At 72.2% G+C, this 17,165-nt stretch carries 18 protein-coding genes; 7 read left to right on the top strand and 11 right to left on the bottom strand.

Annotated features, from left to right (window positions below; translation table 11 throughout):
• Positions 1-272: 272 nt before the first annotated feature.
• Entirely contained in the window at positions 273-833 is a 561-nt protein-coding gene (locus AB0878_RS30055) for a hypothetical protein (RefSeq protein ID WP_366583580.1), read from the top strand.
• On the opposite strand, the gene AB0878_RS30060 is transcribed toward AB0878_RS30055, so the two are convergent.
• On the bottom strand, positions 830-1,558 hold the full coding sequence (locus AB0878_RS30060) for a M24 family metallopeptidase (protein WP_366583581.1): 729 nt from the start codon (positions 1,556-1,558) through the stop codon (positions 830-832). The two genes, AB0878_RS30055 and AB0878_RS30060, sit on opposite strands and share 4 nt — an antisense overlap.
• 199 nt (positions 1,559-1,757) lie before the next feature.
• Between AB0878_RS30060 and AB0878_RS30065 the strand changes: the two genes are divergently transcribed.
• The 3 genes from AB0878_RS30065 to AB0878_RS30075 all read left to right on the top strand — a co-directional run bounded on the left by AB0878_RS30065 (position 1,758) and on the right by AB0878_RS30075 (position 6,050).
• A complete protein-coding gene (locus AB0878_RS30065) occupies positions 1,758-3,377 on the top strand; it encodes a trypsin-like peptidase domain-containing protein (protein WP_366583582.1) in 1,620 nt (539 codons plus the stop codon).
• A 560-nt stretch (positions 3,378-3,937) separates the two neighbouring features.
• The gene (locus tag AB0878_RS30070) at positions 3,938-4,432 is read left to right on the top strand and encodes a hypothetical protein (RefSeq protein ID WP_366583583.1); all 495 of its coding nucleotides are present in this window, start codon (positions 3,938-3,940) and stop codon (positions 4,430-4,432) included.
• Between the two features lie 61 nt (positions 4,433-4,493).
• On the top strand, positions 4,494-6,050 hold the full coding sequence (locus AB0878_RS30075) for an AMP-binding protein (RefSeq protein ID WP_366583687.1): 1,557 nt from the start codon (positions 4,494-4,496) through the stop codon (positions 6,048-6,050).
• A 4-nt stretch (positions 6,051-6,054) separates the two neighbouring features.
• Here the strand turns inward: AB0878_RS30075 and AB0878_RS30080 are convergent, their stop codons facing one another.
• The 5 genes from AB0878_RS30080 to AB0878_RS30100 form a co-directional block, all read right to left on the bottom strand.
• Complete coding sequence (locus AB0878_RS30080) at positions 6,055-7,104, bottom strand: class I SAM-dependent methyltransferase (RefSeq protein ID WP_366583584.1); 1,050 nt, start codon at positions 7,102-7,104, stop codon at positions 6,055-6,057.
• An 86-nt stretch (positions 7,105-7,190) separates the two neighbouring features.
• Positions 7,191-8,420, bottom strand: a complete 1,230-nt coding sequence (locus AB0878_RS30085; RefSeq protein ID WP_366583585.1) for a glycoside hydrolase family 18 protein — start codon at positions 8,418-8,420, stop codon at positions 7,191-7,193.
• Between the two features lie 151 nt (positions 8,421-8,571).
• Positions 8,572-8,886 carry a hypothetical protein gene (locus tag AB0878_RS30090; protein WP_366583586.1) on the bottom strand — a complete coding sequence of 105 codons (315 nt, stop codon included), beginning with the start codon at positions 8,884-8,886 and terminating at the stop codon, positions 8,572-8,574.
• An 85-nt stretch (positions 8,887-8,971) separates the two neighbouring features.
• The gene (locus tag AB0878_RS30095; RefSeq protein ID WP_366583587.1) at positions 8,972-9,589 is read right to left on the bottom strand and encodes a hypothetical protein; all 618 of its coding nucleotides are present in this window, start codon (positions 9,587-9,589) and stop codon (positions 8,972-8,974) included.
• The gene (locus tag AB0878_RS30100) at positions 9,586-9,918 is read right to left on the bottom strand and encodes a PadR family transcriptional regulator (protein ID WP_366583588.1); all 333 of its coding nucleotides are present in this window, start codon (positions 9,916-9,918) and stop codon (positions 9,586-9,588) included. Before AB0878_RS30100 ends, AB0878_RS30095 begins: the two co-directional genes overlap by 4 nt.
• Before the next feature lie 141 nt (positions 9,919-10,059).
• Here AB0878_RS30100 and AB0878_RS30105 point away from each other — a divergent pair, with 141 nt between their 5' ends.
• Positions 10,060-11,832 carry a glycoside hydrolase family 18 protein gene (locus AB0878_RS30105; RefSeq protein ID WP_366583589.1) on the top strand — a complete coding sequence of 591 codons (1,773 nt, stop codon included), beginning with the start codon at positions 10,060-10,062 and terminating at the stop codon, positions 11,830-11,832.
• An 89-nt stretch (positions 11,833-11,921) separates the two neighbouring features.
• Positions 11,922-12,671 carry a short-chain dehydrogenase/reductase gene (locus AB0878_RS30110; RefSeq protein ID WP_366583590.1) on the top strand — a complete coding sequence of 250 codons (750 nt, stop codon included), beginning with the start codon at positions 11,922-11,924 and terminating at the stop codon, positions 12,669-12,671.
• A gap of 1 nt (position 12,672) precedes the next feature.
• Here AB0878_RS30110 and AB0878_RS30115 read toward each other — a convergent pair whose 3' ends face one another.
• Positions 12,673-13,332, bottom strand: a complete 660-nt coding sequence (locus tag AB0878_RS30115; RefSeq protein ID WP_366583591.1) for a helix-turn-helix domain-containing protein — start codon at positions 13,330-13,332, stop codon at positions 12,673-12,675.
• A 135-nt stretch (positions 13,333-13,467) separates the two neighbouring features.
• Between AB0878_RS30115 and AB0878_RS30120 the strand changes: the two genes are divergently transcribed.
• Positions 13,468-14,283, top strand: a complete 816-nt coding sequence (locus tag AB0878_RS30120; RefSeq protein ID WP_366583592.1) for a class I SAM-dependent methyltransferase — start codon at positions 13,468-13,470, stop codon at positions 14,281-14,283.
• Positions 14,284-14,386: 103 nt separating this feature from the next.
• Here AB0878_RS30120 and AB0878_RS30125 read toward each other — a convergent pair whose 3' ends face one another.
• The 4 genes from AB0878_RS30125 to AB0878_RS30140 all read right to left on the bottom strand — a co-directional run bounded on the left by AB0878_RS30125 (position 14,387) and on the right by AB0878_RS30140 (position 17,148).
• Positions 14,387-14,800 carry a hypothetical protein gene (locus AB0878_RS30125; protein ID WP_366583593.1) on the bottom strand — a complete coding sequence of 138 codons (414 nt, stop codon included), beginning with the start codon at positions 14,798-14,800 and terminating at the stop codon, positions 14,387-14,389.
• Positions 14,801-15,227: 427 nt separating this feature from the next.
• The gene (locus AB0878_RS30130; RefSeq protein WP_366583594.1) at positions 15,228-15,944 is read right to left on the bottom strand and encodes a hypothetical protein; all 717 of its coding nucleotides are present in this window, start codon (positions 15,942-15,944) and stop codon (positions 15,228-15,230) included.
• Complete coding sequence (locus tag AB0878_RS30135) at positions 15,926-16,240, bottom strand: hypothetical protein (protein ID WP_366583595.1); 315 nt, start codon at positions 16,238-16,240, stop codon at positions 15,926-15,928. The genes AB0878_RS30130 and AB0878_RS30135 overlap by 19 nt, the downstream gene beginning before the upstream one ends.
• An 83-nt stretch (positions 16,241-16,323) precedes the next feature.
• On the bottom strand, positions 16,324-17,148 hold the full coding sequence (locus tag AB0878_RS30140; RefSeq protein WP_366583596.1) for an oxidoreductase: 825 nt from the start codon (positions 17,146-17,148) through the stop codon (positions 16,324-16,326).
• Positions 17,149-17,165: the final 17 nt, after the last annotated feature.

Genomic DNA, 17,165 nt, shown 5'->3' on the forward strand with positions numbered 1-17,165 from the left:
GCAAATCCGCCAATAGGGAGGGATAAACCCCGATATTCGAAAAGGCGTCATCCGGGGCCGAAACCACCACGGCAAATGATCAACCGCCCCACGCGAAATAGTCCCAATCATCCCGATTTGACCGAAAAATCCCCGACATACGGCGACACATCCCCGCAGGTTCACCGCGCGAGCCGAGACGAACACCACTCTCGACATCTGCTTAGGTTTGCCTAAGCTCACCCTGCCCGACCTGCCGGGCAGCCCACTTGAGTCCGGAAAGGACCTTCGCCGTGAGTACCCCTGTCACTCAAGCCGCGCCCGTCGCGGGTTCCGTGTCCCCCACCTTCCGGCGGCTGCACGCCGCTGCGGTCGCCCGGATCGTGTTCGGTGTGGTGTGGGCGATCGACGCCACGTTCAAGTGGCTGCCGGGCTTCGTGCACGGCCAGACGCTCGGCAAGGAGCTGGGCAAGGCCGACAAGATCTCAGTCCCCGTGGTGCACCAGTGGCTGGAGCTGTGGCACACCGTTGCGAGCTGGAGCCCGGCGGCGTTCGCCGTGGGCACCGCCGTGATCGAGACGCTGATCGCGCTCGGGCTGATCTTCGGGGCGTTCTCGAACCTCGTGTTCATCGGGAGCGCGGTGTTCTCGTTCGGCATCTGGTCGGCGGCGGAGGGCTTCCACCTGCCGTGGGACGCGCCGGGCATGACGGACCTCGGACCGTCCGTCGGCTACATCTTCGCCTCGCTCGGCCTGTACTACGCGGCCGCCGGATCCGTGTGGAGTGTGGACACGGTGCTGCAGCCGAGGCTCGGCAAGCTCTCCTGGCTGGCCGCGAAACCCGCCGCTGTCTAGTCGGAGCCGCCGCCGGACCGCTCGTGGCCGAGGTCGAGCAGCTCCTCGAAGAACCCGCCGATCCGCCGTTCGCGGTCGACGAGGTGGACCTCGAGGATCCAGTGCGACGTCTGCCCGTTGCGGTCCGGCCGGCGCATCGGCCGGTCGCTGCCCGGCGCGATGTAGGACTCGATCCGCTCGCCGTCGATCGTCTCGTGCGGGAACTGGCCCACGAGGTGCCCGGAGTGCGCGCCGCCGAACTCCCAGCCGGCCTCGGCGGCGAGCTTGGTGACGTGCTCGTACAGCTCGGCGCCGGTCACGTCCGGGTGTGCCTCGAAGTACTCGCGCCCGGCCTGCCACACCACGGGCAGGCTGTCGCGCAGCCGCAGCTTCACGGGGTCGTCGCCGAGCACGAACGTCCGCCCGAAGTCGGCCTCGAACTCCTCGAAGATCGGCCCGAAGTCCACGAAGACGATGTCGTCCTCGGCGATCACGCGGTCGGGCGGGTTCTCCCGGTACGGCCGCAGAGTGTTCTCGCCCGCGCGCACGATCCGCTTGTGCCAGTAGCGGTCCACGCCGAACAGCTCCGCCGCGAGGTCGCGCAGCGCGTTGCTCGCCTCCGTCTCGCGCACGCCGGGCGCGAGCAACCCGCGCCGCTCGACCTCGTCGAACAGCTCGACGGCCTTGGCCTGCGCGTCCAGCAGCCGCGCCGCGCGCTGTGCCTCGTCCTCGATCAGCTCACCCATGCCCCCGACGGTAACCACCGCCGCACGTGGCCACCAGGCGAGTCCGATTTGGGCGCCGGCGGGAGGAATCACCCGATCCGCGACCGAACCTGGGGAAACTCCACAGGTTTCCCACGGAGCCCGGCAAGGAAAATCTCAGGTACGGGGTGTGTTCTGGCCGAGGCGGTAGCCAGGAGCGGGACGAGGCTGGAGCGGGAACATGAGCGAACAGGAGCCGGGGTCGACCGGTGGGTGGCCGTACGGACACGGTGACCAGGCCCAGCCGGGCGCGTACGGGCAGTACGGACAGCCGGACGCGGCGGGCCGGCAAGGCACCCCGGGACAACAGGGCCACTACGGCCCGTACGACGGCTACAACCAGGGCTGGGCACCGCAGGGCGCGTGGGGTCACCCGGGCACCCAGCAGTTCCCGCAGACGCCGTACCACCGGCCGCCGCGGCCGATGCGCAGCGCGGCGATCGCCGTCGGCGCCATCGGGCTTTCGGTCGTGCTCGGCCTCGGCATCGGGCACTTCGTGTGGACGCCGGGCTCGGATTCCGCGTCGGGCAACCAGAACTTCGGGTCCGTGGCGCCTCCCGGGGGCACGTCGAGCACGTCGATCGACCCCAACGGGATCGCGACGAAGGTCGACCCGGGCCTGGTCGACGTGAACACCGAGCTCGGTTACCAGAGCGCCGCCGCGGCGGGCACCGGCATCGTGCTGACCTCGGACGGCGAGATCCTCACCAACAACCACGTCGTCGAAGGCGCCACCAGCATCAAGGTGACCGACATCGGCGACGGCAAGACCTACACCGCCTCCGTGCTCGGCTACGACCGCAGCCACGACATCGCGGTGATCAAGCTCAACGGCGCCTCCGGCCTGAAGACCGCGACGCTCGGCAACTCGTCCGCGGTCGCGGTCGGCGACGCCGTGGTCGGCATCGGCAACGCCGGCGGCGCCGGCGGCACCCCGGCCGTGGCGGCCGGCAAGGTGACGGCGCTGAACCAGTCGATCACCGCGTCGGACGAGTCGGCCAGCTCGTCGGAGCAGCTCACCGGCCTGATTCAGGTCGACGCCGACATCCAGTCCGGCGACTCCGGCGGCCCGCTGGTCAACGCCAACGGCCAGGTCATCGGCGTCGACACCGCCGCGTCTCAGGGCTTCCAGTTCAACGGCGGCCAGGGCCAGGGCGGTCTCGGCCGCGGTCGCGGCGGGCTCGGTCAGGGTCAGGGCGGCCTGGGGCAGGGTGGTCTCGGGCAAGGCGGTCTCGGGCAAGGTCAGGGCGGCCTGGGTGGCCTCGGCGGTCTCGGCCAGGGTCAGGGCGGTCTGGGCCAGGGCGATCCGGGCCAGGGCCAGGGCGGCCTCGGCGACGGCAGCGGCCAGCAGGGCGCCTCGAGCGGCCACCAGGGCTTCGCGGTCCCGATCAACCAGGCGATCGACCTGGCCCACCAGATCATCGGCGGCAAGTCGTCCGACTCCGTCCACATCGGACAGAGCGCGTTCCTCGGCGTGTCGGTGAGCGACGCCGGCCAGCCACAGCAGGCGCCCGGCGGGTTCGGCCAGGGCCAGTCCCAGGGTGGCCCGGACCAGTCCCAGGGCAGCTCGACCGGCGCGCAGATCCAGGACGTCGTCGCGGGCGGCCCCGCCGCCTCGGCCGGCCTCACGGGCGGCGACGTGATCACCGCCGTCGACGGCAAGACCGTCGACTCGGCGACCGCCCTCACCACCCTCATGGACACCCACCACCCGGGCGACAAGCTCACCGTCACCGTGGTGGACCAGACCGGCCAGCAGCACGACGTCACCGTGACCCCGGTCAACGGCCCGGTCGGCTGACCGCAAGCACGCAAGGAGGGGTCCCGGTCGATTGCGAACCGGGGCCCCTTCGCTGTCGCGGTGGCAACTTGCTCCTGGGCCGTGCCGAGCAGGAAGACGTGACTTCGGGCGGACGGCCTCCGACGGCCTGGCTCGGCCCCGGTGCGAGAACGTTGTCACGCGCCCGAGAAGGGGGTCCCGGTCGATTGCGAACCGGGGCCCCTTCGCTGTCGCGGTGGCAACTTCCTCCTGGGCCGTGCCGAGCAGGAAGACGTGACTTCAGGCTGACGGCCTCCGCCGGCCTGGCTCGACTCCGGCGCGAGAACGTTGTCACGCGTACGAGGACGGGTCCCGGGCCATTGCGAACCGGGGCCCCCTTCGCTGTCGCAGTGGCAACTTGCTCCCGGGCCGTGCCGAGCAGGAAAGCGCGACTTCAGGCTGACGAACTCCGACGGCCTGGCCCGACCCTGGCGCGCGAAAGTTGTCACGCGCCCGAGAAGGGGTTCCGGTCCAGTGGACCGGGACCCCTCCCGCCATAGCGGCGTTACCTTCCCCCGACACGAGCGAGGGAGGAACAGCCCATGGACCGCAAGTGGCTCACCCCGGTGCTTCTGCTGGCGGTCACCGGCTGCAGCACCGGCACGACCGGCCACGCACACCCCGCCGGTGGGGACCTGCCGGGCGCGGCCGACGGGCGCGACTACGCGGCCTGCGCCGACGGCAACTGCGAAGTCCTCGTCACGAAGCCGGTCGGCCTTCCGGCCGGCGGGCGCGGGGACGTCGACACGGTGGCGATCACCCGCATCGGGCCCGGCGGGGTGGACTACGAGGTCAGGAGCGCCCACGGCAGCGGCTCCGGGAACCTGACCACGGGCTGCGTCTCGACGTTCTTCCAAGGCGGGGGCGGCTCGGCGTGCTACTCGGGGGACGTGCCGCGGCCGCAGGCGCAGACGGGGGTGCTCGCGGTGCGGCTGACGGGGGCGTCGGCGGCCGGGGCCGTGGTGCAGCTGGTCTCGGGGCCGCCCGGGCCGCCGCCGGAGTCGCTGGTGCCTCACATTCCCGGTTTCGGGGGCTGAGTGCGGCCTATTCTCTGCAGCGGCACCGTCGCCGAAGCCGGGAGAGGAATCCGTGGACTCCATCAGCACCCTGTCGTACGAGCCGCTCACCCCGACCGCCTACCTCGACCGCGCCGCGGCCGCGCACGGGGACCGGATCGCCGTGGTCGACGGTGAGGACCGCTGGACCTACGCCGAGCTGCACGAGCGGTGCCGCCGGCTCGCCGGGGCGCTGGCGCCGCTCGCGGACGGGCGGCCGGTGGCCGTGCTCGCGCCCAACACCCACGTGCTGCTGGAAGCCAACTTCGGCGTGCCGTGGGCGGGCGTGCCGCTCGTCGCGGTGAACACGCGGCTCGCGGCGCGCGAGGTGGCCTACATCCTGGAGCACGCGAAAGCGGCGGTGCTGGTGCACGACCCGGTGTTCGACGAGCTGGTCGAACACGCCATCGCGTTGCTGCCCGGGCCCGCGCCACGCCGGATCCGCGCGGGCGAGGAGTACGAGCGGCTGCTGGCGGCCGCCGAGCCGCTGGCGATCACGCCCGACGACGAGCGGTCCGTGCTGTCGATCAACTACACCTCCGGCACCACCGGCCGGCCGAAAGGCGTGCTCTACAGCCATCGCGGCGCGTACCTGCAGGCGCTGGCGATGGTCGGCCACACGGGCCTCTCGCCCTCGGCCGTGCACCTGTGGACGCTGCCGATGTTCCACTGCAACGGCTGGTGCTTCCCGTGGGCGGTCACCGCGGCCGCGGCCACGCACGTGTGCCTGCCGAAGGTCGAGCCCGCCCGCGTGTGGCAGCTGATCCGCGAGCAGGGCGTCACGCACCTCAACGGCGCGCCGACCGTGCTGTCGATGCTCGCCTACGCCCCGGAAGCGGCGCCGGTCGAGACGACGGTGCGGGTCGCCACCGGGGGAGCGCCGCCGTCGCCCGCGATCCTGCGCCGCATGAGCGAGCTCGGCTTCGACGTGACGCACCTCTACGGCCTGACCGAGACCTACGGCCCGGCGATGATCTGCGACTGGCGTCCCGAGTGGAACGCGCTGGACGAGCAGGAGCAGGCGCGGCTCAAGGCCCGCCAGGGCGTGGGCAACATGATCTCCTGCACCGCCCGCGTGATCGCCGACGACGGCACCGACGTGCCCGCCGACGGCGCCACCGTCGGCCAGATCGCCTTGCGCGGCAACAACGTCATGCTCGGCTACCTCGACGACCCCGAAGCGACGCGCGCCGCCGTGCCCGACGGGTGGTTCCGCACCGGCGACCTCGGCGTGGTGCACCCGGACGGCTACGTCGAGCTGCGCGACCGCAGCAAGGACGTGATCATCTCCGGCGGCGAGAACATCGCGTCGGTGGAGGTGGAGCAGGCGATCGCCGAGCACCCGGCCGTGCTGGAGGTGGCCGTGGTCGCCGTGCCGGACGAGCGCTGGGGCGAGGTGCCGGCCGCGTACGTGACCTTGCGCGACGGCGCGAGCGCCACGGAGGCGGAGATCGTCGAGTTCGTGCGCGAGCGGCTGGCGCGGTTCAAGGCGCCGAAGTCCGTGACGTTCGGGGACCTGCCGAAGACCTCGACCGGGAAGATCCAGAAATACGTGCTGCGCGAGAAGGCCTGGGCGGGCGTGGAGCGGCGCATCCAGTGAGCACTCAGCCCAGCCGGTAGAAGCGCCACATGTCGTGGTCGATCGGCAGGGTCTCGATGCGGGCGAACCCGGCTTCGCGGGCGTACGCCTCGACGGTCGAGCGGCGGATCGCGGTGCCGGTGGCGGCCGAGCCCGTGCTGCTCATGCTGTCGGGCAGGCAGATCGCCACGCTGAAGCCGTACATCAGCCGCTCGACGGCGTCGCCGGGCGCGGTGAACTCGTCGGCGACCTTCATGTCGGCCACGAGCACCGGCCCGCCGAGGCCGCGCATCGCCGCGAGCGCGCGGACGGGGTAGGGCAGGTCGTGGAGGCATTCGAAGGCCATCACGAGGTCGTACGGCTCGGCCTCGACCGTGCCGATGTCCTGGCGGTGCACGGTGATCCGGTCGGTGAGGCCGGCTTCGGCGACGTTGGTCCGGGCGAGCTCCACCGACGCTTGGTCGAGGTCGTACGCGTCGACGTGCGTCTGGGGGAACGCGCGCGCCAGCGCGATCGCGGCCCAGCCGCCGCCGCAGCCGATGTCGGCGACACGCGACGGCCCGTCGGCCAGGCGCGCGAGCACGTCGGGCATCGCGGGCAGCCATTGGTGCGCCAGCAGGTGCAGGAAACCCGGACGGTTGAGCGCCGCCTGGGATTCGCGCATGTCGGCGCCGTAGCCGGCCCACGGGAAGCCGTGGCCGGTGCGGAACGCCTCCGCGACCTCGGGCACGTGCCCGGCGGCGCTCACGAGCTGGCGCGCGAGCGGGCTGAGGTAGGCGAGCGCGTCCTGGTCGGCGAGCACGGTCTCGGCGCCCGGGGCGAAGCGGTAGTGCCGTTCGGTCTCGGTACCGGTGACCTCCAGGAACCCCGACACCGCCTGCTGTTCGAGCCATTCGCGGGCGCACCGCTCGTCGGTGCCGGTCGACTCCGCGAGCTGGGCGGGCGTGCGGTCGCCGCCGGCGAGGGAGCGGTAGTAGCCGAGGCGGTCGCCGAGCGCGATGGCGATGACGTCGGAAGTCGCGACGGCGGCGTCGAACACGCGCGCCGCCATGGCTTCGGCGGGGTCTTCGGGCATCACCCAGTATTCGCAGAGCGGCCCGAACCGGACAACGACGGGCTTTTCACCGGGGCCCGGGCTCGCGGCCCGGGCCCCGGCGGAGATCAGCGGGAGATCGCGGAGAGGAGTTCGGCGTTCGTGGTGTCGCCGGAGAGCTCCCACGCGAACACGCCGCCGAGCCCCTGCGACTTCGCGTAACCGGCCTTGGCCGACGCCGTCGCGGGAGTGTCGTAGCTCCACCACTGCGAGCCGCACTTCGCGTAGGCGGTGCCGGCGATGAGGCCGTTGGACGGGCACGTGGTCTTGAGGACCTTGTAGTCCTCCACGCCGTCCTCACCCGTGGTGGTGCCCTTCACCGGGCCGGTCGCCGTGCCGCCGGGCTGCTTCTGCGTGACACCGTCCCAGCCGCGGCCGTAGAACCCGAGGCCCAGCAACAGTTTCGCCGGCGGCACGCCGTCGCGGCGCAGCTTCTGGATCGCGGCGTCCGCGTAGAACCCCGCGGTGGGGATGCCGTGGTACGAGCGCAGCGGCGAATGCGGCGCGGTGGGACCGGCCGGGGAGGCGCCGGCGACGAAGTAGTCGTAGGTCATCACGTTGTACCAGTCGAGGTAACGGCTCGCGCCCGCGTAGTCGGTGGCGTCGATCTTGCCGCCGGGCGTGCCGTCCGCGGTGATCGCCGCGGTCACGAGCTGCTTGCCGAACCTGGCGCGCAGGGCCCGGACGACCTCGGTGAAGGCGTCGGGGCCGCTGGCGTCGCACTCGAGGCCGCAGGCGTTGGGGTACTCCCAGTCCACGTCGATGCCGTCGAAGAGCCCGGCCCAGCGCGGGTCGTTCACCAGGGCGTAGCAGGAGTCCGCGAACTTCGCGGGGTCTTTCGCGGCCTCGGTGAAGCCGGGGGAGAAGGTCCAGCCGCCGAACGACCACAGGATCTTCAGGTTCGGGTGCAGCTTCTTGAGCTGCAGCAGCTGGTTGAAGCTGCCGTGCAACGCGCCGGGCTCGGCGCTGTCGGCCTGGCCGGTCACGCTCGTGGCGGCGTCGTAGGGCTGATCGGCGTCGGCCCACTCGTCGCCGAACGCGCACTGGCCGGCCGTGACGGTGCCGAACGCGTAGTTGATGTGGGTGAGCTTCGCGGCGGAGCCGGAGGTCTCGATGTCCTTGACGTGGTAGTTGCGGGCGTACACGTCCCAGTCGGCGAAGTAGGCCATGACCTTGTGGTCCGGCCGGTGATTCGCCGCGGCCGGGGTGGGAGCAGGTGTGGTCGCCGTCGCCGGCGCTGCGAGGGAGGCGAGCACCAGGGCCACCCCGGCCCCAGCCGTGACCAGACGTCTCAGCACGATCGTTTTCCCTTCGACGGGGGAAGAAGACCGCCGGACGCTAACAGGTCCAGACCATTGGGGACAGGGCTTGCCGGGAGAGCGGGCAGCAACGCGGCCCGTTTTGACCCTGCCGGCGCGGAGACGGGCCTCAGGGTCGGGGAACCGGCGCTCAGGCCTGCTTGACCTCGCAGCGCCACGCGCCGCCGGCGCCACGGGTGCACGTGAGCTGCTGCTCGTCGGTCGCGTCGCCGGGCTGGCGCCACGGCATCACGGTGTCGCCGGCGATGAGCGCGTCGAGCGTCTGCAACTGCGGGTCGCGCGGCTCGGGGTGGTGCTCGTACCCGGCCCGCCCGAGCGCCAGCGCGATGGCCATGCCGAGCAGGTTGACGTCGTTCGCGTCCGTCGGCAGCTCGCCTCCCTCGGGGCGCAGCCGCACCCCGGCCTCGGGCGAGTGGACGATCGCTGCGGTGTAGCTGTCGGACATCAGCCGGCACTCTCCGTTCGTGAACTTCCGGACGGGGCTCAGCCTATTTCGCCCGCTCACCGGTGTCACCGCCGACCCGCCGGGCTCAGCCCAGCGCCCGCCGCAGCCGGGGTGCGCTCAGGAGCACCCGGCAGGCGTAGCGCACCTGGGCCCACCGGCCGCTGCGCGCTTCGGCGAGGTCGTGCAGCTCCGAGAGGAACAGCTCGGCGTACTCGGCCCGGCTCCCGGCCGGCAGCAGCGCCGCCGCGCACGTGGCCGTCACGCGGGAGAACGCGATCACCTGCGCCGGGCTCGCCGCCGGCCCCGCCCACCCGTGCCAGCGGGGACGCCGCGAGCCGAACCCGTGGTCGGAGAGCACGGTGACGACGTCCCTGCGCGCCGCGTCGAGCTGGTCCACCACCTCGATCACGCAGCGGCGCGCGAGGTCGTGGTCGTCGCGGCCGGTGCCGTCGCCGACCAGTGCCAGCGCGCGCCACGCGTAGGCGCGGGCGTTGCCGAGCGCCGGCCCCAGCTCGGCGGCGCTCGCGAGGTCGCCCGTCACGTCGAGCTCGCGGCACAGGTCGGCGAGAAGCCCGCCGACGAGCGGCAGGTCGACGGTACGGAACGAGCTGCTCAGGTGGGGCAGCAGCGTGGCCGCGACGCGATCGTGGGTCCGGCCAAGCATGCGGTCCAGGCCGAGCAGCAAGTCGAGCGGCGGGTTCACCGCGCGTCCCCCGCCAGGCCCGGGCGCAGCCGCGTCAACGCGCGCGCCGAGGTTTCCGCGCGGTGCAACGCTTCCCGCACGGCCTCGAGACCGTCGGGGTCGAGCCGGTAGTAGCGCCGCCGCGGCCGGCCCGCCTCCGCCGGATCCGCTTCCTCCCACCGCGACCGCAGCCAGCCCGCCTTCTCAAGGCGCGCAAGGATCGGGTGGATCGTGCCGCTGGGCAACCCGGCGGCAGCGCAGATCTCGAGCCCGTAGAGCTCCTGGGTGGGCTCCCGCAGCAGCGCGTGGAGCACCAGCTGGGTCGGGAGGGTCATCCGCGGACCGGCCATGCAAGAACTCTACCTAGCCCCCTTCGCGAGGGGAAGCCCTGGCCGTGGCTCGGCGTCCGGGTGGGCTTCGGGAAGTGGTCTGGACATTTCACACATTGGTCCAGACAATGAGCACCTCCCCGCCGAAGCCGGAGGTGCGCGATGAGGCGTTCCCGACTGTCCGTGTTCCTGGCCGCGTTCGCCGTGGCGCTGGGTGGGCTCGTGGCCGTGCCCGGCAGTGCCGGGGCCGCGAACCTGCTGGTCAACCCCGGGTTCGACGCCGGGTCGACGGCCGGGTGGGAGTGTGCGGGCGGGGCGGCGACGGTGGCCTCGCCGGTGCGTTCGGGGGCGGGGGCGCTGGCCGTGACCGCGTCCGCGAGCGACACCGGGCAGTGCAGCCAGACGGTGTCCGTGTGGCCGAACACGACGTACGCCGTGGAGGCGTGGGTGCGGGGCAATCCGGTGTACCTGGGGGTCACCGGAGGGCCCTCGACCTGGGCGGGCTCGGGTGACTACACGCGGCTGGCGCTGTCGTTCACCACGGGTGCGAGCCAGACGTCGGCGCAGCTCTACCTGCACGGCTGGTACGGCGGCGGCACCTACTACGCCGACGACGTCAGCCTCGACGGCCCGGGCGGCGGGACCCCCGGCGCGCCGAGCGCTCCGACGGTGCCGAAACTCGGTGCGGTCACCAGCACGTCGATCGGCCTGACGTGGACCGCGCCGGCGGGCACGGTGACCGGCTACCGCGTCTACGAGGACGGCACGCTGCGCGCCACCGTCACCGGCACCTCGGCGACGCTCACCGGCCTTTCGCCGTGCACCACGCACAGCTACGCCGTCGCCGCCTACAACACGGCGGGGGAGTCGCCGCGCAGCGCCACCGTGTCCGGGTCCACCGGCGGCTGCACCAACGCCGGCCTGCCGGAGCACGCCCTCATCGGCTACCTGCACGCCAGCTTCGCCAACGGCTCCGGCTACGTGCGCATGGCCGACGTGCCCGACGCGTGGGACATCATCGACCTCGCGTTCGGCGAGCCGACCACGCCGACGTCCGGCGACATCCGCTTCAACCGCTGCCCGGCGACCGAATGCGCGGGCGTGGAGAGCGACGCCGACTTCATCGCGGCGATCCGCGCGAAGCAGGCGCAGGGCAAGAAGGTGCTCATCTCCATCGGCGGCGAGAAGGGCCAGGTGCAGCTCACCACCACGGCCGCCCGCGACGCGTTCGTCAGCTCGGTCTCCGCGATCATCGACAAGTACGGCCTCGACGGCCTCGACGTCGACTTCGAAGGCCACTCGCTGTCGCTGAACGCGGGCGACACCGACTTCCGCAACCCGACCACCCCCGTCGTGGTCAACCTGATCTCCGCGCTCAAGACGCTGAAAGCCCGCTACGGCAGCGGGTTCGTGCTCACGATGGCGCCCGAGACGTTCTTCGTGCAGGTCGGCTACCAGTTCTACGGCGGCTCCTCGGCCGGCGACCAGCGCACCGGCGCGTACCTGCCGGTGATCAACGCCCTGCGCGACTCGCTGACCGTGCTGCACGTCCAGGACTACAACTCCGGGCCGGTCATGGGGCTGGACAACCAGTACCACACGATGGGCGGCGCCGACTTCCACATCGCCATGACCGACATGCTCAAAGCCGGCTTCACCGTCGCCGGCGGCGCGTTCTTCCCGGGCCTGCGCGACGACCAGATCGCCCTGGGCGTGCCGGCGACCGTCAACGCGGGCAACGGCTACACCGCCCCGGCCGACGTGCAGACCGCCCTGACCTGCCTCACGAAGGGCACCGGCTGCGGCGGCTACACCCTGCGCGGCGGGACCGTGCCGGGGCTGCGGGGGCTGATGACATGGTCGATCAACTGGGACCACTTCTCGGGCTGGGCGTTCCAGAACGCGCACGCGCCGTTCCTGGACACGCTGCCCTGAGACCCCTGCCCTGAGACCCACGAGACATGGCGGCCCGCCGGCGATCTTCGGCAGACTGGGAACCACCCCGAAGATCGTGAGGACCACCGATGGACCTGAAACTCCGCGGCAGGCGTGCCCTGGTGACCGGCGCGTCGAAGGGCATCGGCGCGGCCGTGGCCGAGGTGCTGGCCGCCGAGGGCAGCCACCTGCACCTGGCCGCGCGCAGCGGTGAGGCCCTCGAAGCCCTCGCTCGGAAGCTGCGGGAGGCGCACGGGGTCGAGGTGACCGTGCACGTCGTCGACCTGCGGGAAACCGCCGATCTCGAACGGCTCGCCGAGGCCACGGCCGACGCCGACATCCTCGTGAACAACGCCGGCGACATCCCCGCCGGCACGCTCGACCAGGTCGGTGCCGACCGGTGGCGGCACGCGTGGGACCTCAAGGTGTTCGGCTACGTCGACCTCACCCGGCTCGTCTACGCGCGGCTGCGCGCGCAGGGCCGCGGCGTGATCGTCAACGTGATCGGCGCCGGCGGCGAGCGGCCCAAGCCGGAGTACATCGCCGGCGGCGCGGGCAACGCGGCGCTGATGGCCTTCACGCGCGCGCTCGGCGCCGAGGGCCCGCGCGACGGCGTGCGCGTGGTCGGCGTGAACCCCGGCCCGGTCGCGACCGAGCGGATCACCACCATGCGCGCCGCCAATGAAGACGTCGACGCGAGCTTCGCCGCGCTGCCCTCGCGCCGCGTCGCCGAGCCGGGCGAGGTCGCCGACCTGGTGGCGTTCCTTGCCTCGGGCCGCGCCGACTACATCAGCGGCACCATCGTCACCATCGACGGCGGGCTGTCCGCCGCGTCCTGACTCACCCGGCGGCGAAGACGTGCCGCCACCGCTCGGCCGAGTCGGCGAGGTCGCGCCCGACGTGGTCGAAGTAGTCGCCCATCGCGGCCAGCCGCGCGGCGGCGGGGGAGCCGGCCAGCAGGCCGGCGCCTTCGCGCGCCGAGGTGGCCCACGCGGTGCAGACGTCGGCTTCGCGCCGGCACGAGCGGTACCACGCGTCGTCGTCGACGCGGTAGTGCTCGCGACTGCCGGGCTCGCTGACTCGGCGGACCAGCTCAAGCTGCTCCAGGTACGCGATCGCCTTCGACACCGACGCGGGGCTCACCCGCACGCGCGCCACGAGGTCCGCCGCGGAGAGGGCGCGCCGGTCGCTGGTCAGCAGCGCGGCGAGCACGCGGGCGGGCATACGGGGGAGTCCGGTGTGGACCATCATCTCCGTGAACCGCTCCTCGAAGCCGGTCGCCGCCGGCGCGCCCGCGGGCACGCGCCGGCCGCGCTCGTGCGTGGCCTCCTGGGCGTGGTCGGCCCGGTAGCCGCGCGGGCCGCCGTTGCGCCGGACCTCCCGGCTCACGGTCGACGTCGGCCGGCCGAGCAGCCGCGCGATCTCGGCGTAGGCGAGCCCGGCGGTCAGCCCCTCGGCGACGGCTCGACGGTCCTCGTGGGTCAGGCGGCTTCCCGGCATGCCCCCGAGCGTACGCCGTCATTGCAACGCAGGCCGGTCGTTGCACTCGTGACAGCCATTGCAACACAAGGAAAACCCGGGTTGACGGACCCCGGCGGACAGTCGCAGTTTCCCGATCGGGAAAAGGGGGTCACCATGGACACGACGGCGTTCACCGCGGTGGAGAACAGCCTGTTCCTCACGCTCGACGGCCGCGCGCTCGACGCCCGCGCGCCCCGCCCGGTGCTCGACGACCCGACGGCCTCGGGTGTCGTGGCGGCACTCGGCCACGACCCCGCCGCGGGGCCGTTGGTGAAGAGCCAGGTGTTCGACATCGCCGTGCGCTCGCGGATGCTCGACGACGTGGTGCGCTCCTTCGTCGGCCGGCACCCCGACGCCGTGGTGCTGGAGCTGGCCTGCGGGCTCGACGGCCGGATCGAACGCGTGCAGCCGCCGTCCACAGTGGACTGGTACGACCTCGACCTGCCCGCCGTCGTCTCCGTGCGCGAACGGCTCCTGCCCCGGCCCGCGAACGCCCACCTGGTGGCCGCCGACCTCACCGACCCGGCGTGGCTCGACCGGATCCCGGCCGGCCGGCCCGCCGTCGCGGTCGCCGACGGGCTCGTCGCCTTCCTGCCCCAGGACGCGTTCGTCGCCCTGCTCGCCGGGATCGCCGGCCGCTTCCCGACGGGCGAGATCGCGTTCAACAGCTACACGCGCTTCCACGTCTGGGCCATCAAGCACTACCGCGGCACCGGTTCCATCGCAGGCGTCGTGGCCAACCCCGGCTTCGACGACCCGCGCGACCCGCAGCGCTGGGTGCCGAAACTGGAGCTGGCCGGCGAGCAGTTCGCTTCCCGCGCGCCCGAGGTCGCGTTGCAGCCGCTCGCGCTGCGCTGGTTCACGCGCCTGGCGGCCCGCAGCACAGCCTTGTCGCGACGGGGGACGTGCGTGCTGCGCTACCGGTTCTGACTCACGCGTCCGGGGTCGACGTCGCTCTGCCCGATGGTGGTTCGGATCGTGATCATGCTTCTGGCCGGGTGATCTGGGGTCGGCGTCGGGGCGAGGCCCTCGATCAGGCGAGCGTCGGTTCGATCAGGAACGGCCGGTACCCCGCGATCTCGGGCAGGTCGAAGTGCTCGAACGCCTCTCGCCGCAGGTGCCACCGGATGATGCGGCGGGTCGACGCGTGGTGCGGCTGGCAGAAGACGAGCGTGTCGGGGGTTTCCCAGATCGGGGCGGTCGGCGGGATTTCGCCGACCTCGCAGCCCTCGGGGAGCGGGTGTTCGGTGATGGTCCCGGTGGTCAGGTCGAGCACCATCAAAGTGAGCGGGTTGTGCCGGAACGAATACATGCTCGCGCCACCCGGGACGAAGCGGCCGCGCGCGGTGTCCACCCTCCGCCGCCGCTCGCCCGACGCGGTGAACACCGCCAATCCTTGCGCGTCTTCGCGCAGGTCGGTGCCCGACAGCGGATCGAGTCGATGCACCGGCGAGGCGAGAGCCACGGGTTCCCGGCCCGGAACCCAGCGAGAGGTGGTGAACGCCGCTCCGCCCGATCTGGTGGAGAAGTAGACGGCGCCGGCCGGTGTGCGTCTGCACTCTGGCCAAGTGCCGTCCGTCTGCGCTGCGAACGGGCTGGAAACCCAGGTCCACCGGAAGCCGGCCCCCGGCCCCGGCCCAGGTCATCAGTTGTCCTTGCCCGGCGGAGGCGGCGACGTAGATGCCTGCCGGGGTCTCGAACGCGCGGTAGCGGCAGTCGCTGTCGACCCGGCCCAAGACGACAGGTTCCCCTGCGCGCCACACGACGACCGTGCCATCGGCGGCGATGAACCCCGCACGCGGCGGAGCACCGGCCACGGTCACCGGTTCCGCCCTGCGAACGCACCGGGGGGCCACCCGCGGTACCGGCGCGGTTCACAACGGCGGGCGAGGAAGCGCTGTGACAGTGCCGTTTCCCCGTTGGATCAGGTTGTCTTCGGCCGCGTACTCGAGTAGCGGTTCGATCGTTTCCCCAGGGACAGCCAGCAACGCGGCCAGGTCCTCGATGCGCGCCGGATTCGACCAGGCGGCGATGCCGGTGACATCGGCGGCGAGCCAGATGTACGCGCTGCGCACTGCGTCGGCATCCACCCGGGCCGCCAGTTCACCTGGTAAGTCGAGCGCTTCCGTGGCCCGCCGTGGCGTGCCCGGGGAGAATCGTCCGGCACCGTCGTCCACGATCAGCCCCGCGGCGACCAGCAACGGGATCGCGTCCCGGCGCGTGCGCGGCGGATCGACACCCAGCTGGGCGCACACCCCGGCCGACGGCCGCGGCTCGTCGGGCAGCGGTTCGTCGAGCCAGCCGTCCGGGCGCTGCATGCCTGCGAGGGTGAAGAACCACGACACCTCGATGACGTGGTAACCGAGCACCTGCTGCCACCCCGGGTTCGCCGGGTGAACCGCCGCACGCGTGCGCTTGAGCCACCGCGGTGCCTCCGGCGTGCCCGGCGCCGGCCAGGACTGGATCAGCCAGACGTCTCCTTCTTCTCCGTCGTCCGCGGCCTTGCGGCACACCCGGACGCGAAAGAGCCCCTTCGCACCGAGACTCAGTTCGTCGCCGAAGGTCCCACCCGTCAGCGTTCCCAGGTCCACGACCCCCGAGCGGCTGTGAAACGGCGTCTCGACGATGTCTTCCCAGTCCCCGAGCCGTACGTCGGGTGGCTCGTCGTGCGCTTCCCAGCGAACCGTTTGGCAGGATCGCCGACCGTGCCGTGCAGCCATCCGTCGCCCGCCGTCGCGATCGTGCCGGACAACGCGTTGGTCGCGAGCTCGCCGAGCAGCTCGTTGCCCAGCGAGGGCAAACGGTCCTCGCGGTACACGTCACGCACCACAACGGTCCCGTATTCGGGCAGGTACTCGTCGTCCTCACAGAACCCCAGAATCGTCACGCCGGGCACGGTAGCGCCCGGCGCCGACAATTCCGGTGGCGATCGCTTTCACCGGAAGTACGCGGCTCGGCGGAAGGACCGGCTCACGCGTCCGGGTAGCGCGTGTCCAGTGCGACGGCCTCCCACTCCGCGAGGTCCGCCAGCTGCTTCTCCAGCTTCGCCCGGATCCGCGTGACCGCTTCCGGCCCCAGTGGCAGCCGCAGTGGTGCGTCGGGGGTGTCGACGAGCGTCAGGATGGCCGCGGCGGCGCGGGCCGGGTCGTTGGGCTGGTGCCCGTCCTGCGCGGAGAAGTGCGAGCGCAGGCGGCCGGCGGGGGTGTCGGCGTAGTCGGCGATCGGGTCGGCGAAGGTCATGGAGCGGCCGGCGAACTCGGTGCGGAAGGGGCCCGGCTCGACGATGCTGACGCGGATCCCGAGCAGCCCCACCTCGCCGGCGAGGGCCTCGGACATGCCTTCCAGCGCGAACTTCGACGTCGCGTAGATCGCGTGGCCCGGGTTGCCGACGACGCCGCCCACGGAGGACAGCTGCACGATGTGGCCGCTGCGCCGCGCCCGCAGGTGGGGCAGCACGGCGCGCGTCACGGCGAGCACGCCGAACACGTTGGTCTCCATGACCTTGCGCGTCTGCTCGTCGGTGAGCTCCTCCATCGCGCCGATGAGGCCGTGGCCCGCGTTGTTCACGAGCACGTCGATCTGCCCGTACTCGGCGAGCGCGGCGTCGACGGCCGAGTGGATCGACGCGGGGTCGGTCACGTCGAGGCGCGCGACGAGCGCCCGGTCGGCGAAGTCCTTCACCGACTCGACGTCGCGCGCGGTGGCCACGACCCGCTCGCCCCGCGCGAGCACCGCCTCGGCGAGCACCCGCCCGAAACCGGCGCTCGTGCCCGTGATGAACCAGACCCGGCTCATGTCCGTCTCCTCGATTC

It is taken from the genome of Amycolatopsis sp. NPDC047767, assembly GCF_040704195.1.
Classification (GTDB): domain Bacteria; phylum Actinomycetota; class Actinomycetes; order Mycobacteriales; family Pseudonocardiaceae; genus Amycolatopsis.

Coding starts and splice junctions, on each gene's coding strand:
- AB0878_RS30060 (WP_366583581.1), bottom strand. CDS start 1,558: ATGGGTGAGCTGATCGAGGACGAGGCACAGCGCGCGGCGCGGCTGCTG.
- AB0878_RS30065 (WP_366583582.1), top strand. CDS start 1,758: ATGAGCGAACAGGAGCCGGGGTCGACCGGTGGGTGGCCGTACGGACAC.
- AB0878_RS30070 (WP_366583583.1), top strand. CDS start 3,938: ATGGACCGCAAGTGGCTCACCCCGGTGCTTCTGCTGGCGGTCACCGGC.
- AB0878_RS30080 (WP_366583584.1), bottom strand. CDS start 7,104: ATGCCCGAAGACCCCGCCGAAGCCATGGCGGCGCGCGTGTTCGACGCC.
- AB0878_RS30090 (WP_366583586.1), bottom strand. CDS start 8,886: ATGTCCGACAGCTACACCGCAGCGATCGTCCACTCGCCCGAGGCCGGG.
- AB0878_RS30100 (WP_366583588.1), bottom strand. CDS start 9,918: ATGGCCGGTCCGCGGATGACCCTCCCGACCCAGCTGGTGCTCCACGCG.
- AB0878_RS30105 (WP_366583589.1), top strand. CDS start 10,060: ATGAGGCGTTCCCGACTGTCCGTGTTCCTGGCCGCGTTCGCCGTGGCG.
- AB0878_RS30110 (WP_366583590.1), top strand. CDS start 11,922: ATGGACCTGAAACTCCGCGGCAGGCGTGCCCTGGTGACCGGCGCGTCG.
- AB0878_RS30115 (WP_366583591.1), bottom strand. CDS start 13,332: ATGCCGGGAAGCCGCCTGACCCACGAGGACCGTCGAGCCGTCGCCGAG.
- AB0878_RS30120 (WP_366583592.1), top strand. CDS start 13,468: ATGGACACGACGGCGTTCACCGCGGTGGAGAACAGCCTGTTCCTCACG.
- AB0878_RS30140 (WP_366583596.1), bottom strand. CDS start 17,148: ATGAGCCGGGTCTGGTTCATCACGGGCACGAGCGCCGGTTTCGGGCGG.